Source organism: Halomonas halophila, from assembly GCF_030406665.1.
In the GTDB taxonomy this organism is placed as follows: domain Bacteria; phylum Pseudomonadota; class Gammaproteobacteria; order Pseudomonadales; family Halomonadaceae; genus Halomonas; species Halomonas halophila.
The window spans coordinates 1,611,509-1,628,778 of sequence record NZ_CP129121.1; the positions used below are offsets into that span (position 1 = coordinate 1,611,509).

The following is a 17,270-nucleotide window of genomic DNA, read 5'->3' on the forward strand; positions in this document are numbered from 1 at the left end:
CTTTAAGTTACTGAAAAATAATGTTTATCCCGGTTGATCCAGAATGTGGCGTAGCTCTTGCAGAGTGGGGGTAGGGCATGGTGCACCGTGGTGTGTCAGCGCCCTCCATAACAACGCCAATGCAACGTCTGGATCGACAAGGAGATCACCATGAGTTCCCATTCGCCCACCGTGCCCAAGCGCCTGTTCGTCGCCAGCCTGCTGAGCCTGGCCGTCTCGGCACCGGCCCTGGCGCAGGAAGATCCCATCAAGGTCGGCATCCTGCACTCGCTCTCCGGCACCATGGCCATCAGCGAGTCGACCCTCAAGGACACCATGCTGATGCTGATCGAGCAGCAGAACGAGCAGGGCGGCCTGCTCGGCCGCGAGCTCGAGCCGGTGGTGGTCGACCCGGCCTCCGACTGGCCGCTGTTCGCCGAGAAGGCGCGCCAGCTGCTGGCCCAGGACGAGGTCGACGTGATCTTCGGCAACTGGACATCGGTGTCGCGGAAGTCGGTGCTGCCGGTGGTCGAGGAGCTCGACGGCCTGCTGTTCTACCCGGTCCAGTACGAGGGTGAAGAGTCCTCCGAGAACGTCTTCTACACCGGGGCCGCGCCCAACCAGCAGGCGATCCCGGCGGTCGATTACCTGATGAACGACGTCGGCGTGGAGCGCTGGGTGCTGGCCGGCACCGACTATGTCTATCCGCGCACCACCAACAAGATTCTCGAGGCCTATCTCAAGGATCATGGCGTCGCCGACGACGACATCATGGTCAACTACACCCCCTTCGGGCATTCCGACTGGCAGAACATCGTCTCCGACATCAAGGACTTCGGCAGCCAGGGCAAGAAGACCGCGGTGGTCTCGACCATCAACGGCGACGCCAACGTGCCGTTCTACCGTGAGCTCGGCAACCAGGGCATCGATGCCGCGGACATCCCGGTGGTGGCCTTCTCGGTGGGCGAGCAGGAGCTCTCCGGCATCGACACCGCGCCGCTGGTCGGCCACCTGGCGGCCTGGAACTACTTCATGAGCGTCGATACCGACACCAACTACGACTTCATCGACAGCTGGATCGACTACACCGGCGACGAGATGGCGGTCACCAACGACCCCATGGAGGCCCACTACATCGGCTTCAACATGTGGAGCGAGGCCGTGCGCAAGGCCGGCACCACCGAGGTCGACGCGGTCAAGGACGCCATCATCGGCGTGTCCGTGCCCAACCTGACCGGTGGCTATGCCACCATGATGCCCAATCACCACATCACCAAGCCGGTGCTGATCGGCGAGATCCAGGACAACGGCCAGTTCTCCATCGTCTGGGAGACGCCCTCCACCGTGGCCGGCGATGCCTGGTCCGACTACCTGCCGGGCTCGCGGGACCTGATCAGCGACTGGCGCGCGCCGATGCGCTGCGGCAACTACAACGTCGTCGAGGGACGCTGCGGCGGCGGTGCCGACACCGAGGTGGCTTCGGCCGAATAAGCAGCCGCTCCCCGGGCCGCGTCGCGGCCCGGGCCTTCCTTTCTCCCACTGACAGGACATGGTCATGAGGACGATTCGCTCCCTCGTGCAGGGGCTGCTGTGCCTGATCGTCGTCTCGCTCGCCGCGCCGACCGGCCTGGCCGCGGCCGACGACGGCCGGGCACTGCTCGAGGCCCTCGACACCGATTCCTACGCCGCCAAGGGCGAGGCCGTGACGGCCATCGCCGACAGCGGCCATCCGCAGAGCCGCGCCTGGCTCGAGGCGCTGCTCGACGGCAAGCTGCAGCGCCAGCAAGACGCCGGCCGCTTCGTGGTGGTGCTCGCCAATCGCGGCCGCCACTGGCCGGTGCGCGATGCGATCACCGACGAGGAACTCGGCGAGATGTCGCGTCGCGATCTGGATCGCATCGGCATCAACAATGCGCTGCGCGGCCAGCTGCAGAACACCCTGGCGCTGCTCGACCTGCGGGCTCCGGCGGTCTCGGCGCGCCGCGAGGCGGCCCGGAACCTGCTGGGCCGGGTCGAGCCCGCGATGGTCGAGCCGCTGAACGCCCTGATGGAGGGCGAATCCGACGACGAGGTGCGCCGGCTGCTGACCCAGGCCATCGCCATCCAGCGCCTGGAGCAGGGCGACGTCGAGGCGGTGGAGGCGCTGTCCGGCAGTCTCAATGCCTCCGTGCGCTCGGCGCTCAGCGCCGCCGCTCGCAGCGATGACACGGCGCTGTCCGAGGCCGCCACCGAGGCCCTGGCCGGCATCGAGCAGAAGCAGAAGCTGAACGACGGCATCCAGACGCTGTATTTCGGCCTGTCGCTCGGCTCGGTGCTGGTGCTGGCGGCGATCGGCCTGGCCATCACCTTCGGCGTGATGGGCGTGATCAACATGGCCCACGGCGAGCTGATCATGCTCGGCGCCTACACCACCTGGGGCATGCAGCAGCTGCTGCCGGGCCAGCCGGGACTGGCGCTGCTGCTGTCGATTCCCGCGGGCTTCCTGGTCGCGGCGCTGGCCGGCATCGTCATCGAGCGCAGTGTCATCCAGTTCCTCAAGGGCCGGCCGCTGGAGACCCTGCTGGCCACCTTCGGCGTCAGTCTGATCCTCCAGCAGCTGGTGCGCACCCTGATCTCGCCGCTCAACCGCACGGTGGTCTCGCCGGAGTGGATGAGCGGCTCGCTGATGATCAACGAGGGCCTGTCGCTGACCCTCAACCGCCTGTTCGTGCTGGGCTTCGCGCTGCTGGTGTTCGCCGGGCTGATGCTGGTGATGCGCCGCACCCGGCTTGGCCTTGAGGTGCGCGCCGTGACCCAGAACCGTGCCATGGCGCGCTCGATGGGCATCCGCGCGACCCGGGTCGACATCCTGACCTTCGCCCTGGGCTCCGGCGTGGCGGGCCTGGCCGGCGTGGCGCTGTCCCAGCTCACCAACGTCGGGCCCAACCTCGGCCAGAACTACATCATCGATTCGTTCATGGTGGTGGTGTTCGGCGGCGTGGGGAACCTGTGGGGCACCCTGGTGGCCGGGCTGTCGCTTGGTGTCATCAACCAGGTGCTCGAGCCCTGGGCCGGCGCCGTGCTGGCCAAGATCCTGGTGCTCGTGTTCATCATCCTGTTCATTCAGAAACGCCCCCGCGGACTCTTTCCGCAGAAGGGCCGTGCGGCGGAGGGCTGATCCATGCTGGCTTCGAGATCCTGGCTGTCGCGGCCGCTGCGCGAGCGGTCGACGCAACTCTTTCTCGGCGTGCTGCTGGCCGCACTGGCGGTCGTCACGCTGCTCAACCTGATCTTGCCGGCGGGGCATCCGATGCACGTCTCGACCTATACCGTGACCCTGCTCGGCAAGTACCTGAGCTTCGCGCTGCTGGCGGTGGCGCTGGACCTGGTGTGGGGCTATCTCGGCATCCTGAGTCTCGGCCACGGCGCCTTCTTCGCCCTGGGCGGGTACGCCATGGGCATGTACCTGATGCGCCAGATCGGCGACCGGGGCGTCTATGGCGACCCGGTGTTGCCGGATTTCATGGTGTTTCTCGACTGGGACAGCCTGCCCTGGTACTGGCAAGGCTTCGACATGGCGGGGTTCGCCTTTTTGATGGTGCTGCTGGCGCCGGGGCTGCTGGCACTGGTGTTCGGCTTCCTGGCGTTCCGCTCCCGGGTCACCGGGGTCTATCTGTCGATCATCACCCAGGCCCTGACCTTCGCCCTGATGCTGGCCTTTTTCCGCAACGAGATGGGCTTCGGCGGCAACAACGGTCTGACCGACTTCAAGGAGCTGCTCGGCTTCGACCTGCGCAGCGACGCCACGCGACTGGGGCTGTTCCTGGCCTCTGGGCTGGCGCTGGCGCTGGGTTATGTGCTGTGCCGGGCCATCGTCGCCAGCAAGCTGGGCCGCGTCAGCGTGGCCTGCCGCGACGCCGAGGCGCGCACGCGCTTTCTCGGCTATCGCGTCGAGCGCGTGCAGCTGTTCGTGTTCGTGGTCTCGGCGATGCTCGCCGGCGTGGCCGGCGCCCTCTACGTGCCCCAGGTCGGCATCATCAACCCCGGCGAGTTCTCGCCCATCTTCTCCATCGAGGTGGTGCTGTGGGTGGCGCTCGGCGGCCGCGGTACCCTCTACGGCGCGGTGATCGGGGCGCTTCTGGTCAACTACGCCAAGACGGTGTTCACCGGGGTGATGCCGGAGGCCTGGCTGTTCGCTCTCGGCGGGCTCTTCGTGGTGGTCACGGTGCTGCTGCCGAAGGGCATGGCCGGCCTGCTGGCGTCGCTGCGCCGCCGCCGTGACGACGTCGCCTCCGAGACACCCACGCAAGGAGCGAGCTCATGAACCTGCTCAAGGAGATGGCCAGCCGTGATCGCGTCTTCGATTTCATGGCGCCGGTGCGCTCGCCGGTGGACGTGCGCCACGGCCCCATCCTGTATCTGGAGGACGTCAGCGTCAGCTTCGACGGCTTCCGCGCCATCAATGACCTGAACCTGACCATCGACGACGGCGAGCTGCGCTGCATCATCGGCCCCAACGGCGCCGGCAAGACCACCATGATGGACATCATCACCGGCAAGACCCGGCCCGATCACGGCTCGGTGTGGTTCGGCAGCCGCCACGATCTGCTGACCATGAACGAGCCGCAGATCGCGAGCCTCGGCATCGGCCGCAAGTTCCAGAAGCCGACCGTCTTCGAGGCCCTGACGGTGTTCGAGAATCTCGAGCTCGCCATGGCCGCCGACAAGCGCATCTGGCCCACCCTGACCGCCCGGCTTTCCGGCGAGGCGCGGGACCGCATCGACGAGGTGCTGGTCACCATCGGCCTGAGCGCGCACCGCGACCGGCCGGCCGGGATCCTCTCCCATGGTCAGAAGCAGTGGCTGGAGATCGGCATGCTGCTGATGCAGCGGCCGCGGCTGCTGCTGGTCGACGAGCCGGTGGCGGGGATGACCGAACAGGAAATGGAGCGCACCGCCGAGCTGCTCACCGGCCTGGCCGGCAAGCAGTCGGTGGTGGTGGTCGAGCACGACATGGGCTTCGTGCGCTCGATCGCACGCACCGTGACGGTGCTGCATCAGGGCAGCGTGCTGGCCGAGGGCAGCATGGACCAGGTGTCGAGCGATCCCAAGGTGGTCGAGGTCTATCTCGGCACCGAGTCGGACAACACGGAGGATGCCCGATGCTGAGCATTCGCGCACTCGATCAGTACTACGGCGAGAGCCATACCCTGTGGGGCGTCGACCTCGAGATTCCGGCCGGGCAGTGCACTTGCGTGATGGGCCGCAACGGGGTGGGCAAGACCACCCTGATGAAGGCGGTGATGGGCGAGGTCGCGGTGGCCTCGGGCAGCCTGCGCTACGGCGACGACGTGGAGTTGACCAAGAAACGCGTGGAGGATCGCCCGCGGCTCGGCATCGGCTACGTGCCCCAGGGGCGCCAGATCTTCCCGCTGCTGACCGTGGAGGAGAACCTGCGCACCGGCCTGGCGGCCCGCGGCGACGGGGCGAAGCGCATTCCCGAGCGCATCTACGAGCTGTTCCCCGTGCTCGCCGAGATGCGCCACCGGCGCGGCGGCGATCTCTCCGGCGGCCAGCAGCAGCAGCTGGCCATCGGCCGTGCCCTGGTGCTGGAGCCGAGGCTGCTGATCCTCGACGAGCCGGGGGAGGGCATCCAGCCCAATATCGTTGCCCAGATCGGCGAGGTGATCCGCCGGCTGATCCGCGAGGACGGCCTGACCGTGCTGCTGGTCGAGCAGAAGCTGCCCTTCGCCCGCAGGTATGCCGACCGCTTCGCGATCATGGATCGCGGGCGGCCGGTGGCCGAGGGGGCGATCGATGAGCTCGACGACGAACTGATCAGGACCCACCTGACGGTCTGACGCCTGTCGTCCGATGACTTGCGCCCGCCCGGCCCGGCCGAGGCGGGCGTCTTGCTTTATATCAGTGCAAGCGAAACTCTCTTGCTCGATAGCGGTGCGCGATCAGGGCCTGAAACGACTCGCCATGGTGCATAGAGTGGCTGTATGCCGTTTTGTATCCAAAATAAGGCATTGATTATAAATGATTTATTGGTTAATTCACCAGTTTGGTACGTCACTTGCTGCAGGTCTGCCATCAGCCACCTGACCGACAGGACCCGTCGATGACCGCCATTCCGCGTGCCCTACCGTCGCCCGCCGAGTCGGGCCACCGCTTCGACGGCGAGCGACGCTGGGCGGCGTCGCTGTCGCTGGCCTTCGATGCCCGCGACGATGGCCATACCCGCATGCTCAAGGCCCGCCATCAGGGCCCGTTGCGCGTGCAGCGCCCCTTCTATCCGGAGGCCCCCGACGAAGCGGGTCGGCCAGGCGCCTGCCACGTCTATCTGCTGCATCCGCCCGGCGGACTGGTCAGCGGCGACGAGCTCGCCATCGAGGCCCGGCTCGCGCCCGGGGCCCAGGCGCTGCTCACCACGCCGGCGGCCAACAAGCTCTACCGTGCCGACAGCCAGGGCGTGCGCTGGCATCAGCACACCCGGCTCGCCGTGGCCGAGGACGCGCTGCTGGAGTGGCTGCCCCAGGAGACCATTGCCTTCGACGGCTCGAAGGGCAGCCAGGTCACCGACATCGAGCTGGCCGGCGGGGCGCGCTGCCTGGGCTGGGAGGTGCTGGCCCTGGGCCGGCCGGCAAGCCGGCTGCCCTATGTCTCCGGCGTCATCGAGCAGCGTTTTCGCCTGACCCGCGAGGGGCGCCCGCTATGGTGCGAACGCCAGGTGCTGGATCCGACCCATCGTCGCTTCCGCGGCGCCTGGGGGCAGGGGGGCGCCAGGGTACAGGCGACGCTGTGGGCGGTGGGGCTCGATGACGAGGCGGACGTGATCGCCGAGCTGCGCGAGGCGCTGCCGGCGAGTCGGGAATGGGCGGTGACGGTGCGCCAGGGCGTGCTGCTGCTGCGCTACCTGGGCAATGAACGCAACGTCGCCTGGGCGCTTTGCCAGCGGGCCTGGGAAGTGCTGCGCCCGCGGCTGGCGGGGCGGCCGGCCAGCGTGCCGCGCATCTGGCTGACCTGACGAGGAGCGGGAAGCTCGAAGCGGGAAGCTTGAAGTCTCCGGCCTTCAGATATCGGGGTTCTTCCGGCTTCACGCTTCCAGGCGCGGAGCGCCGCTCTTCCAGCTGGCAGGCGAGAGTCCGAACACTGAAGGTAAACGACATGCTTTGGGAGCTATCTCGATGGAACTGACCCCGAGAGACAAGGACAAGCTGCTGCTGTTCACCGCCGGCCTGCTGGCCGAGCGGCGCCGCGACCGTGGCCTGAAGCTGAACTATCCAGAGGCCGTGGCGCTGATCAGCTGCGAGATCATGGAAGGCGCCCGCGATGGCAAGAGCGTCGCCGAGCTGATGGGCGCGGGCCGCGAGATCCTCGGACGCGACGACGTCATGGAGGGCGTGGCCGAGATGGTCGACGAGGTGCAGGTGGAGGCCACGTTCCCCGACGGGACCAAGCTGGTCACCATCCATCACCCCATCGTCTAAAACTGGCTGTACTCGATCAGTTTTTCGTCAATGGGATAACCGCCAATAACGAAGAGGGAGCATCGATGATTCCCGGTGAATATCGGCTTCAGGACGGCGAGATCGCGCTCTGCGAGGGGCGTGAACGGATCACCCTCGAGGTGGCCAATATCGGCGACCGCCCGGTGCAGATCGGTTCCCACTATCACTTCGCCGAGGCCAACCCGGCGCTGGTCTTCGATCGGGACCTGGCGCGCGGGCGTCGCCTCGACGTGGCCGCGGGCACGGCGATCCGCTTCGAGCCCGGCCAGTCCCGGGAGGTGACGCTGATCCCGTTCGTCGGCCATCGGCGCATCTATGGCTTCCGTGGCGACGTCATGGGTGAGCTTTCTATCGCTCCCGAAGCCGAGCGTAATGCCTCTCCCGCGCCTGACGACGCGCGTACCCGATCTACCGCGCCCGAGGCTGCGCGTCCTTCGTCATCCGGCGATGCCGATCAAGGAGAGTCGTCATGACCGATAACACGCCCAACACCACCCCCAGCAAGATCAGTCGCCAGGCCTATGCGGACATGTACGGCCCCACGGTGGGCGACCGCGTGCGTCTGGGCGACACCGAGCTGTGGATCGAGGTCGAGCGTGACGCGACCCATTACGGCGACGAGGTGAAGTTCGGCGGCGGCAAGGTGATCCGCGACGGCATGGGCCAGAGCCAGCGCGTGGACGACGCGGTCATGGACACCGTCATCACCAACGCCCTGATCCTCGACTGGTGGGGCATCGTCAAGGCCGACGTGGGCCTCCAGGGCGGGCGCATCGCGGCCATCGGCAAGGCCGGCAACCCCGACACCCAGCCCGACGTGGAGATCGTCGTCGGCCCCGGCACCGAGGTGATCGCGGGCGAGGGCAAGATCCTCACCGCCGGCCACATCGACGCCCATATCCACTTCATCTGCCCGCAGCAGGTGGAGGAGGCGCTGGCCAGCGGCGTGACCACTATGCTTGGCGGCGGCACCGGCCCCGCCACCGGCTCGAATGCCACCACCTGTACCCCCGGCGCCTGGCACCTGGGCAAGATGCTGCAGGCGATCGACACCCTGCCGATGAACATCGGCCTGCTCGGCAAGGGCAACGCCAGCCTGCCCGAGGCGCTGGAGACACAGCTCGAGGCCGGCGCCATGGGGCTTAAGCTGCACGAGGACTGGGGCACCACGCCGGCCTCCATCGACAATTGCCTGTCGGTGGCCGAGCGTTTTGATGTGCAGATCGCCATCCATACCGACACCCTCAACGAGTCGGGCTTCGTCGAGGACACCCTGGGGGCGTTCAAGGAACGCGCCATCCACACCTATCACACCGAGGGCGCCGGCGGCGGCCACGCGCCGGACATCCTGACCGCCTGCGCCAAGCCCTACGTGCTGCCGTCGTCGACCAACCCGACCCGGCCTTATACCGTTAACACCATCGACGAGCATCTCGACATGCTGATGGTCTGCCACCACCTCGACCCCAACATCCCCGAGGACGTGGCCTTCGCCGACTCGCGCATCCGTCGCGAGACCATCGCCGCCGAGGACATCCTCCACGACCTGGGGGTGATCTCGATGATCGCCTCGGACTCCCAGGCCATGGGGCGGGTCGGCGAGGTGATCTGCCGCACCTGGCAGACGGCCCACAAGATGAAGCTGCAGCGCGGCCTGCTGCCCGAGGACGAGGCGCTCGGCGCCGACAACTTCCGCGCCAAGCGCTATATCGCCAAGACCACCATCAACCCGGCCATCACCCACGGCATCGGCCATGAGGTGGGCTCGGTGGAGGTCGGCAAGCTGGCCGACCTGGTGCTCTGGGACCCGGCCTTCTTCGGCGTCAAGCCGGCGCTGATCCTCAAGGGCGGCATGATCGCGGCCGCGCCCATGGGCGATCCCAACGCCTCGATCCCGACCCCGCAGCCGGTGCACTACCGGCCGATGTTCGGCGCCTTCGGCCGCGCCGCCAGCGCCACCCGGGTGACCTTCGTCAGCCAGGCGGCGCTGGATGCGGGGATCAAGGAGCGGCTGGGGCTCGACAGCGAGCTGGTGGCGTGCCGTAACGTGCGCGAGGTGCGCAAGGGCGACATGAAGCTCAACGATGCCTGCCCGGAGCTCAGCGTCGACCCGCAGACCTACGAGGTGCGCTGCGACGGTGAACTCCTGACCTGCGAGCCGCTGGCCGAGCTGCCCCTGGCCCAGCGCTATCACCTGTTCTAAGGAAGTGACGATGCTGACATTGACCGAACGCCTGGGGCCGATCGAGGAGAGCGCCGCCGTCGATACCCTGACCCTCGACTACGCGACCCGCACGCGCGGGCGCTTCAAGGCCAGCTCCGACGGTGGCCGCGAGGTCGGGATATTCCTCGACCGCGGGCCGGTGCTGCGCCACGGCGACGGGCTGACCGGCGAGGATGGACAGACGATCCGCGTCCAGGCCGCCGTGGAGCCGGTGGTTACCGCGCGCCTCGAGTCGGGCCTGCCGCTGGCGCGGCTGAGCTATCACCTGGGTAACCGCCACGTGCAGCTCGCCATCGGCGCCGATGTCGATGCGGGGTCTACCGGTCTGGGCTGGGTCCGCTTCCCGCCGGATCACGTGCTGGAGGAGCTGGCCGAGCGCCTGGGCGCGCGGCTCGAGCACCACGAAGCGCCCTTCGATCCCGAGCCAGGCGCCTATGCACGCGCCGGGGAGGGGGGGCATCACCATCACCACGGCCACCATCACGGTCATGACCATGCCCACTGAGTCGAGCGACGACCTGGCGCTGCTGGGGCTGATGCAGCTGGTCAGCCCGGCGTTGCCGATCGGCGCCTTCGCCTGGTCCCAGGGCCTGGAAAGCGCCTTCGAGCTCGACTGGGTGTGCGGCGAGGACGATCTCGGCGAGTGGCTGGAAGGCGTGCTCGACGACGGCTTGGCACGCTGCGAGCTGCCGGCCCTGGCGCGTTTCATGGCGGCCTGGGCCGAGGACGACGTCGAGGCGCTCGAGCACTGGAACGGCTGGCTCGCCGCCACCCGCGAGACCGCCGAGCTCGCCGCCGAGGAGGCACGCCTCGGCAGCGCCTTGACGCGGCTGGTGACGAGCCTCGGGCTGACGCCGGACGAGCCCTACCGGCTAGAGGGCATGGGCTATGTCGGCGTCTTCGCCTGGCTGGCGCTGGCCCGGGGCGTGACGCCGCGCCAGGCGCTGCTCGGCTTCGCCTGGGCCTGGCTCGAGAACCAGCTCGCCGTGGCCTGCAAGGCGCTGCCGCTCGGCCACACCGCCGCCCAGCGGCTGATCGAGCGCCTGCGCCCGGCGCTGGTGGCGGCGACGGACGCGGCCCTCGAATGCGACGACGACGCACTCGGGCCGATGCTGCCCGGCCTGGCGCTGGCCAGCGCCCAGCACGAGACCCAGTACTCGCGGCTTTTTCGCAGCTAGCTGGCGACCGCTGGTGAACCACCTTGCGTGGCCGCTGGCGCGAGGGCCGAGACAACGCGGTCGGCCTTCAGGGAAGAAGGCCGAGGAAAGCAAGGCATAGGGATGTGCCGTCTTTCCGACCGCGAGAGGCCGGCCAGAGTGCCAGGGTTTCGGCCGCGCGGCGTGGTGAATCCAGCGCGTCGCCGGCACTGAAAACCGATTCAGTAATAGTAAGAGGAGAGACAATATGACCCATTGCCTGCGTATCGGCGTCGGCGGCCCGGTGGGCTCCGGCAAGACGGCGTTGCTCAAGCAGCTGTGCCGGGCCCTGCGTGATCACTACGATATCGCCGTGGTCACCAACGATATCTACACCCGCGAGGACGCCGACTTCCTGACGCGCCACGAGGCGCTGCCGGCGGATCGTATCCTCGGCGTCGAGACCGGCGGCTGCCCGCACACCGCCATCCGCGAGGACGCCTCGATGAACCTCGCCGCCATCGACGACCTCCAGGCACGCCACCCTGAGCTCGAGCTGGTGCTGGTCGAATCTGGCGGCGACAACCTGTCGGCGACCTTCAGCCCCGAGCTCTCGGATCTGACGCTCTACGTGATCGACGTCTCCGCCGGCGACAAGATCCCGCGCAAGGGCGGTCCGGGCATCACCAAGTCGGATCTCTTGATCATCAACAAGATCGACATCGCCGAGCAGGTCCACGCCTCGCTCGCGGTGATGGAGCGCGACGCGAAGATGATGCGCGGCGAGCGGCCCTTCGTGTTCACCAACCTGCACGACGGGGTGGGGCTCGAGGAGATCATCGCCTTCATCCTCGACCGCGGCATGCTGCCGGAGCGCCGGCCCCAGCACGCCGACGCAGACTGATCGTCACCAATGCCATGTTCGTCGGGGACAAGACAAAGCGAGGGTCCTACGCCAAGGGTGAGGAGCATAGCTCCGAACGGGCCGGCCATGGATGGCCGGCACAGGCCCTGCAAGCGGCGCAGGATGCGAAAGCGCCGCAGGGCGTCGGTAGCACCCAGGGAAGGGTTTACAGCGCCCTCGCTGGTCTTGGCGCCGGACGAGCGTCATTTCTGCAAGCCACTCTGATTATCACGGCAAGGAGATCGCCATGAACCTCTCATCCCTCGTTCGCTCGCGCGCCCTGGGCGCCGCTTCCCTGATGCTGGTGGCCGGCAGCGCCTGGGCCCATCCCGGTCACGAGGTCGCCGGCGGCGGCTTCGCGGCGGGCCTGAGCCACCCGCTGTTTGGCCTCGATCACCTGCTGGCGATGCTGGCCGTCGGCCTGTTCAGCGTGCGTCAGTCGGCCTCGATGGGCCGCTTCGTGCCGCTGCTCGCGGTGGGCGGCATGCTGCTCGGCGCCGGCCTGGCCTGGGGCGGCGTGGCGCTGCCGGGCGTGGAGTTCGGCATCGCCATGAGCGTGCTGCTGGCCGGCGTGCTGGTCGCGGCCCTGGCCCGCGTGCCCGCGGCGCTGGGCAGCGTTGCCGTGGTCACCTTCATGGTCTTCCACGGCCATGCCCACGCCGCCGAGATGCCGCACGGGGCCAGCACCCTGCTGTACCTGGCCGGCTTCAGCCTGGCGACCCTGGCCCTGACCGTTGTCGGTCGCCGCGTCGCCGGCTGGTTGATGACCCGCGAGCAGCGGGTGCTGCGCGGCCTGGGCGCGGCCATCGCCGCCATGGGCGCGTTGTTCGCCATCGGCTGATCGCACGCCGCAGGATGTCTCCGCGCCCGGCCTCGTGCCGGGCGCGCTGCGTCGAGGCCAGCCCCGCGCTATGCTGGCGCCGATAAGCGAGGGCGATGGTGTCCTCGATGGCTGCCAGGGAGGCGCGACATGAGAAGCGGGACGGGGAGACGACGGATGTGGCCATGGTGGCTCGGGGTGCTGCTGCTGGCGTGGCTGGCCATGGGCGTCTGGCAGCGCTACAAGCCGCTGCCGGAGGGCGTGGGCCAGGCCCATCCGCTGCGCGTGGCCGAATCGCCGCGGCTGCTGACCGACGAGACCTGGTACGACGCCGCGGGCGAGCGCCATCGCCGCCAGGCGATCTTCGACGAGGCGCTGGCGATGATCGGCCAGGCGCAGCGCCTGGTGGTGGTCGACATGTTCCTGTTCAACGACTTCGCCGGGGCGGCCGACGGGGTCGACTTCCGCCCGCTGTCCGCGGAGCTCACCGAGGCGCTGGTCCGTCAGCGGCGCCGCCATCCCGAGCTGCGCGCCATCCTGATCACCGATCCGCTGAACACCCTCTACGGCGGCCTCGAGCTCGACCACCTCGAGCGCCTGCGCCAGGCCGGCGTGGAGGTGGCGATCACCGATCTGAATCGGCTGCGCGCCTCCAATCCGCTGTGGTCGGGACTGTGGCAGCTGGGGCCGCGCTGGCTCGGCAATCAGGTGTCCGCCGGCTGGCTGCCCAATGCGCTGGGGCCGGGAGACGTCACCCTGCGCAGCTATCTGGCGCTGGCCAACGTCAAGGCCAACCATCGCAAGACGCTGGTGGTGGACCAGGGCGAAGGCTGGGCAGGGCTCGTGACCTCGGCCAACCCCCACGATGCCAGCAGCCTGCACGGCAACGTGGCGCTGCGCGTCGAGGGCGCGGCGGCCCTCGATCTGCTGGCCTCGGAGCGCGCGGTGGCGGGCTGGTCCGGCGTCACCGTGCCCGGCCCCGCGCCGCCGCCCGCCGAGGACGACCTGCCTGGCGCTCGCCTGCAGCTGCTGACCGAGGGCGCGATCCGCGATGCGCTGGTCACCGCCGTGGAGCGGGCCGGGGAGGGCGATCACCTCGACGTGGCGGTGTTCTATCTGGCCCATCGCGAGCTGATCGAGGCACTGATCGCGGCGCGTCGGCGCGGCGTCGAGGTGCGGGTGCTGCTCGATCCCAACCGCGAGGCCTTCGGCCTCGACAAGGGCGGCATTCCGAATCGGCCGGTGGCCGACGAGCTGGCGGCGGCCGGCATTCCGGTGCGCTGGTGCGTGACTCGTGGGGAGCAGTGCCACACCAAGCTGCTGATGCGCCGGACCGCCGATGGGAGTGAGGTCGAGCTGATCCTGGGCTCGGCCAACTTCACCCGTCGCAACCTCGACGACCTGAACCTGGAGACCAGCGTGCGGCTGCTGGGCCCGCCCAGCCTGCCGGCGCTGGCCGACGCCGAGGCGTTCTTCACCCGCCGCTGGCACTCCACGCCGGAACGCACCACCAGCCGGCCCTATGACGAGTCTGATGCCGCCGGGGCGGTGGATGTCTGGCGCTACCGGCTGATGGAGGCCTCGGGGCTCTCGACGTTCTGAACGTTGGCCATTCGGCTTTGACAGCCTCGCCGCCGCCGACCAGCTTTAAGCTGCCTGCGGGCGATCCGAGATGACAAGGGAGAAAGGGCATGGAACGGTTCTGGCTAGGCGTGAAACTGGTGCTGCTGGCGCTGGTGGTGGTATTGATCGTGCAGAATCTGAATCTGGTCCAGGTGCGCCTGCTGACCTGGAGCTTCTCGATGCCGCTGGCGCTGCTGATCGCGGCCCTCTACCTGCTGGGCATGGTCAGCGGCCGCAGCCTGATGGGGCTGGTAAGGCGGCTGCGCGGCCAGCAAGGGCACGCCAAGCACCACTGAGACACCGGCGCCGGAGGTTCGGGCGGTCATCGGCTACTCGACGTGGGTGACCGCCTGATGCCGTGAGTCCAGATGCCACGGCAGGCCCAGGCGGGCGTTACGCTCCAGCTCGGCGATCACCTGGGCGCCGAGCAGCAGGATGATGGCGCCCACTTCCAGGGTCAGCAGCACCACGATCAGCGTCGCCAGCGAGCCGTAGACGGCGTTGACGAACGACAGGTGGGCGAAGTAATAGACCAGCAGCAGGCGGGCGCCCTCCCACAGCAGGGCGGCGACGAAGCCGCCCACCAGGGCGCGCCTGAGCGCCACCTTGACCACCGGCATCACTTTGTAGATGGCGCTGAACAGCAGGAACACGCCGGCGAAGCTGGTCAGGTTCAGCGCCGTGTTCGAGAGCCCCGCCAGGGGCAGCTCCCTGCCCAGCAGCGCCATCCACAGCGTATTGACCGCATCCGCCAAGCTGACCAGCAGCGTCAGGCCCATCAGCCCCGCGCCCAGCACCACCATGAAGGCGTAGGGCATCAGCACCGAGACCCAGGCCGAGCGCCCGACGTGGGCGTCCGGGGCGTGGAAGATGATCGCCAGGGCGTCCTCCAGCATGCGAAAGGCGAAGGAGCTGAACACCAGCAGCACCGGCAGGCCCAGCACGCCGATCGCCTCGCGCGAGTCGAGCAGCGAGCGCACGGCGTCCAGCAGCACCTCGGCGTGGGCGGGCGTCAGGTGGCGCGCCTGGATGGCCAGCAGGGTGAGCAGCTGCTGCTCGTCGACCACCCGCGCGAGCAGGACCACCATCACCGCGAACAGCGGCACCACCGACAGCAGGATGTTGTAGCCCACGCCGCCGGCCAGCAGGATGCCGCGATTGCGCAGGAAGGCGCCGAGCACGCGCCATACGAAGCTCAGTACCCGCCGGCTGTGGCGAAAATGGCGAGACGACGAGGGGGCGCTGGCGGGAGGCGGTGTCATGGCGGGGCCGGGTCGAGGAAGTCTGACGGCATGATAGGCCGCTCGACGGCGTTGGCGTCAATCCCGCCGCGGCCGGCGGACCGGTGCCGAAGACAGGTCGTTGAGGGGGTTTTTGCCAGGGATGGCAAACGTTAGCGCCCATGGATGGGTTCACAGCACCCCTCGTAGACCTGTCAACGGCGGGTGATCCTGTCTGTCGTTTCCGGGCAGCGTGATGGCATTCACCGGCCGCCGGGACGGCGGGTATACTGATGGCCTGAGCCGCCCGGGCGGCCATCCCAACCGAGGTAAGGAGCAAGTCGTGATCGAAGGGGTCAAGCACATCGTCGCCGTGGCGTCCGGCAAGGGTGGCGTGGGCAAGTCCACCGTCACCGCCAACCTGGCGCTGGCCATGGCCGCCGAGGGCTATCGCGTGGGCGTTCTGGACGCCGATATCCACGGCCCCAGCCAGGCCAAGATGCTCGGCGTGGCCGAGGGCGCACGCCCCGAAGCGGCGGGCGAGAAGACCATGAAGCCGATGCGGGCCCACGGCCTGCAGGTGATGTCCATGGCGTTTCTGATCGATACCCGCGAGCCCACCGTCTGGCGCGGCCCGATGGTCGCCGGCGCCTTCCAGCAGCTGCTGACCCAGACCGTGTGGGACGACCTGGACGTGCTGTTCGTCGACATGCCGCCGGGCACCGGCGACATCCAGCTGACGCTGGCCCAGAAGGTGCCGGTGGACGGCGCGGTGATCGTCACCACGCCCCAGGACATCGCGCTGCTGGATGCGCGCAAGGGCATCGAGATGTTCCGCAAGGTCAACGTGCCGGTGTTCGGCGTGGTGGAGAACATGAGCCTGCACGTCTGCTCGAACTGCGGTCACAGCGAGCCGATCTTCGGCGAGGGCGGCGGCGAGCGCATTGCCGGGGAATACGACACCCGCGTGCTGGGCCAGCTGCCGCTGACGCTTGCGATCCGCGAGCAGGCCGACGGCGGCGAACCCACCGTGGTCGCCGAGCCGGACGGCGAGATCACTGCCAGCTTCCGTGCCATGGCCCGTCAGGTAGCCGAGCAGCTCGAGGGCGCCTCGCCCGACGCCGGCCCGGCGATCTCGTTCAGCGACTGAGGCCGCCGGCGGCGAGAACCGTGACGCCCGCTCCCGGGGCCGCTATCATGGCGGCCCCTATTCGTTTCGATTCCACCCAGCAGGACGACCCATGAGCATCAAATCCGACCACTGGATCCGCCGCATGGCCGAGCGGGAAGGCATGATCGAGCCTTTCGAGGCCGACCAGGTGCGCTATGTGAACGACCGGCGGGTGATCTCCTACGGGACGTCCAGCTACGGCTACGACGTGCGCTGCGCCGACGAGTTCAAGGTGTTCACCAACATCCACTCGGCGGTGGTGGACCCCAAGGGCTTCGACGATAACAGTTTCGTCGACGTTAAGGGTGACGTCTGCGTGATTCCGCCCAACTCCTTCGCCCTGGCGCGCACCGTGGAGTACTTCCGCATTCCGCGCAGCGTGCTGACCATCTGCCTCGGCAAGTCGACCTATGCCCGCTGCGGCATCATCGTCAACGTCACGCCGCTGGAGCCGGAGTGGGAAGGGCACGTGACCCTGGAGTTCTCCAACACCACCAACCTGCCGGCCAAGATCTACGCCAACGAGGGCGTGGCCCAGATGCTGTTCCTGGAATCCGACGAGGTCTGCGCGACCTCCTACAAGGACCGCGGCGGCAAGTACATGGGGCAGCGAGGTGTGACCCTGCCGCGAACCTGAGAAAGCGTCGATTGGCGGCTGCGCAAATTGTCGGCTTTTCGGGATTGCGATACCGCCTCGAAA

The 17,270-nt window shown here is 68.3% G+C and carries 17 protein-coding genes and 1 pseudogene; 17 read left to right on the forward strand and 1 reads right to left on the reverse strand.

Features of this window, described 5'->3' with window-relative positions; all coding sequences use genetic code 11:
- Nucleotides 1-150 precede the first annotated feature (150 nt).
- The 15 genes and pseudogenes from urtA (at nt 151) to QWG60_RS07455 (ending at nt 14,475) form a co-directional block, all read left to right on the forward strand.
- The gene (gene urtA, locus QWG60_RS07385) at nt 151-1,470 is read left to right on the forward strand and encodes an urea ABC transporter substrate-binding protein (protein WP_146908235.1); all 1,320 of its coding nucleotides are present in this window, start codon (nt 151-153) and stop codon (nt 1,468-1,470) included.
- A 64-nt stretch (nt 1,471-1,534) separates the two neighbouring features.
- Entirely contained in the window at nt 1,535-3,136 is a 1,602-nt protein-coding gene (gene urtB / locus QWG60_RS07390) for an urea ABC transporter permease subunit UrtB (RefSeq protein WP_146908237.1), read from the forward strand.
- A 3-nt stretch (nt 3,137-3,139) separates the two neighbouring features.
- Nucleotides 3,140-4,282 carry an urea ABC transporter permease subunit UrtC gene (urtC, locus tag QWG60_RS07395; protein ID WP_146908240.1) on the forward strand — a complete coding sequence of 381 codons (1,143 nt, stop codon included), beginning with the start codon at nt 3,140-3,142 and terminating at the stop codon, nt 4,280-4,282.
- The gene (urtD, locus tag QWG60_RS07400; RefSeq protein ID WP_046080254.1) at nt 4,279-5,127 is read left to right on the forward strand and encodes an urea ABC transporter ATP-binding protein UrtD; all 849 of its coding nucleotides are present in this window, start codon (nt 4,279-4,281) and stop codon (nt 5,125-5,127) included. The genes urtC and urtD overlap by 4 nt, the downstream gene beginning before the upstream one ends.
- Nucleotides 5,121-5,819 carry an urea ABC transporter ATP-binding subunit UrtE gene (gene urtE / locus QWG60_RS07405; RefSeq protein ID WP_146908243.1) on the forward strand — a complete coding sequence of 233 codons (699 nt, stop codon included), beginning with the start codon at nt 5,121-5,123 and terminating at the stop codon, nt 5,817-5,819. Before urtD ends, urtE begins: the two co-directional genes overlap by 7 nt.
- Nucleotides 5,820-6,082: 263 nt before the next feature.
- A complete protein-coding gene (locus QWG60_RS07410) occupies nt 6,083-6,988 on the forward strand; it encodes an urease accessory protein UreD (protein WP_107182016.1) in 906 nt (301 codons plus the stop codon).
- A gap of 160 nt (nt 6,989-7,148) precedes the next feature.
- Nucleotides 7,149-7,451: an urease subunit gamma gene (gene ureA / locus QWG60_RS07415; RefSeq protein ID WP_035595980.1), complete on the forward strand. Its 303-nt coding sequence runs from the start codon at nt 7,149-7,151 to the stop codon at nt 7,449-7,451.
- 65 nt (nt 7,452-7,516) lie between these two features.
- A pseudogene (locus tag QWG60_RS07420) lies at nt 7,517-7,819 on the forward strand (urease subunit beta); the annotation flags it as partial.
- Nucleotides 7,820-7,941: 122 nt separating this feature from the next.
- Nucleotides 7,942-9,675, forward strand: a complete 1,734-nt coding sequence (gene ureC / locus QWG60_RS07425) for an urease subunit alpha (RefSeq protein WP_146908249.1) — start codon at nt 7,942-7,944, stop codon at nt 9,673-9,675.
- Nucleotides 9,676-9,685: 10 nt separating this feature from the next.
- Nucleotides 9,686-10,201 carry an urease accessory protein UreE gene (ureE, locus tag QWG60_RS07430; RefSeq protein WP_107182014.1) on the forward strand — a complete coding sequence of 172 codons (516 nt, stop codon included), beginning with the start codon at nt 9,686-9,688 and terminating at the stop codon, nt 10,199-10,201.
- Nucleotides 10,191-10,874 (forward strand): urease accessory protein UreF, encoded by a 684-nt coding sequence (locus tag QWG60_RS07435; RefSeq protein WP_186810057.1) that lies wholly within the window; start codon nt 10,191-10,193, stop codon nt 10,872-10,874. Before ureE ends, QWG60_RS07435 begins: the two co-directional genes overlap by 11 nt.
- Before the next feature lie 226 nt (nt 10,875-11,100).
- Entirely contained in the window at nt 11,101-11,736 is a 636-nt protein-coding gene (ureG, locus tag QWG60_RS07440) for an urease accessory protein UreG (RefSeq protein ID WP_046080260.1), read from the forward strand.
- A gap of 247 nt (nt 11,737-11,983) precedes the next feature.
- Nucleotides 11,984-12,577 (forward strand): HupE/UreJ family protein, encoded by a 594-nt coding sequence (locus QWG60_RS07445; RefSeq protein WP_046080261.1) that lies wholly within the window; start codon nt 11,984-11,986, stop codon nt 12,575-12,577.
- Between the two features lie 156 nt (nt 12,578-12,733).
- Nucleotides 12,734-14,158 carry a phospholipase D family protein gene (locus QWG60_RS07450; RefSeq protein ID WP_146908255.1) on the forward strand — a complete coding sequence of 475 codons (1,425 nt, stop codon included), beginning with the start codon at nt 12,734-12,736 and terminating at the stop codon, nt 14,156-14,158.
- Nucleotides 14,159-14,247: 89 nt separating this feature from the next.
- Nucleotides 14,248-14,475: a lipopolysaccharide assembly protein LapA domain-containing protein gene (locus tag QWG60_RS07455; RefSeq protein WP_107182012.1), complete on the forward strand. Its 228-nt coding sequence runs from the start codon at nt 14,248-14,250 to the stop codon at nt 14,473-14,475.
- Between the two features lie 33 nt (nt 14,476-14,508).
- On the opposite strand, the gene QWG60_RS07460 is transcribed toward QWG60_RS07455, so the two are convergent.
- A complete protein-coding gene (locus QWG60_RS07460) occupies nt 14,509-15,441 on the reverse strand; it encodes a YihY/virulence factor BrkB family protein (RefSeq protein ID WP_046080263.1) in 933 nt (310 codons plus the stop codon).
- A 304-nt stretch (nt 15,442-15,745) separates the two neighbouring features.
- Here QWG60_RS07460 and apbC point away from each other — a divergent pair, with 304 nt between their 5' ends.
- Both apbC and dcd read left to right on the forward strand, forming a co-directional pair.
- The gene (gene apbC, locus QWG60_RS07465; RefSeq protein ID WP_237022392.1) at nt 15,746-16,549 is read left to right on the forward strand and encodes an iron-sulfur cluster carrier protein ApbC; all 804 of its coding nucleotides are present in this window, start codon (nt 15,746-15,748) and stop codon (nt 16,547-16,549) included.
- A gap of 91 nt (nt 16,550-16,640) precedes the next feature.
- A complete protein-coding gene (dcd, locus tag QWG60_RS07470; protein ID WP_016854669.1) occupies nt 16,641-17,207 on the forward strand; it encodes a dCTP deaminase in 567 nt (188 codons plus the stop codon).
- Nucleotides 17,208-17,270: the final 63 nt, after the last annotated feature.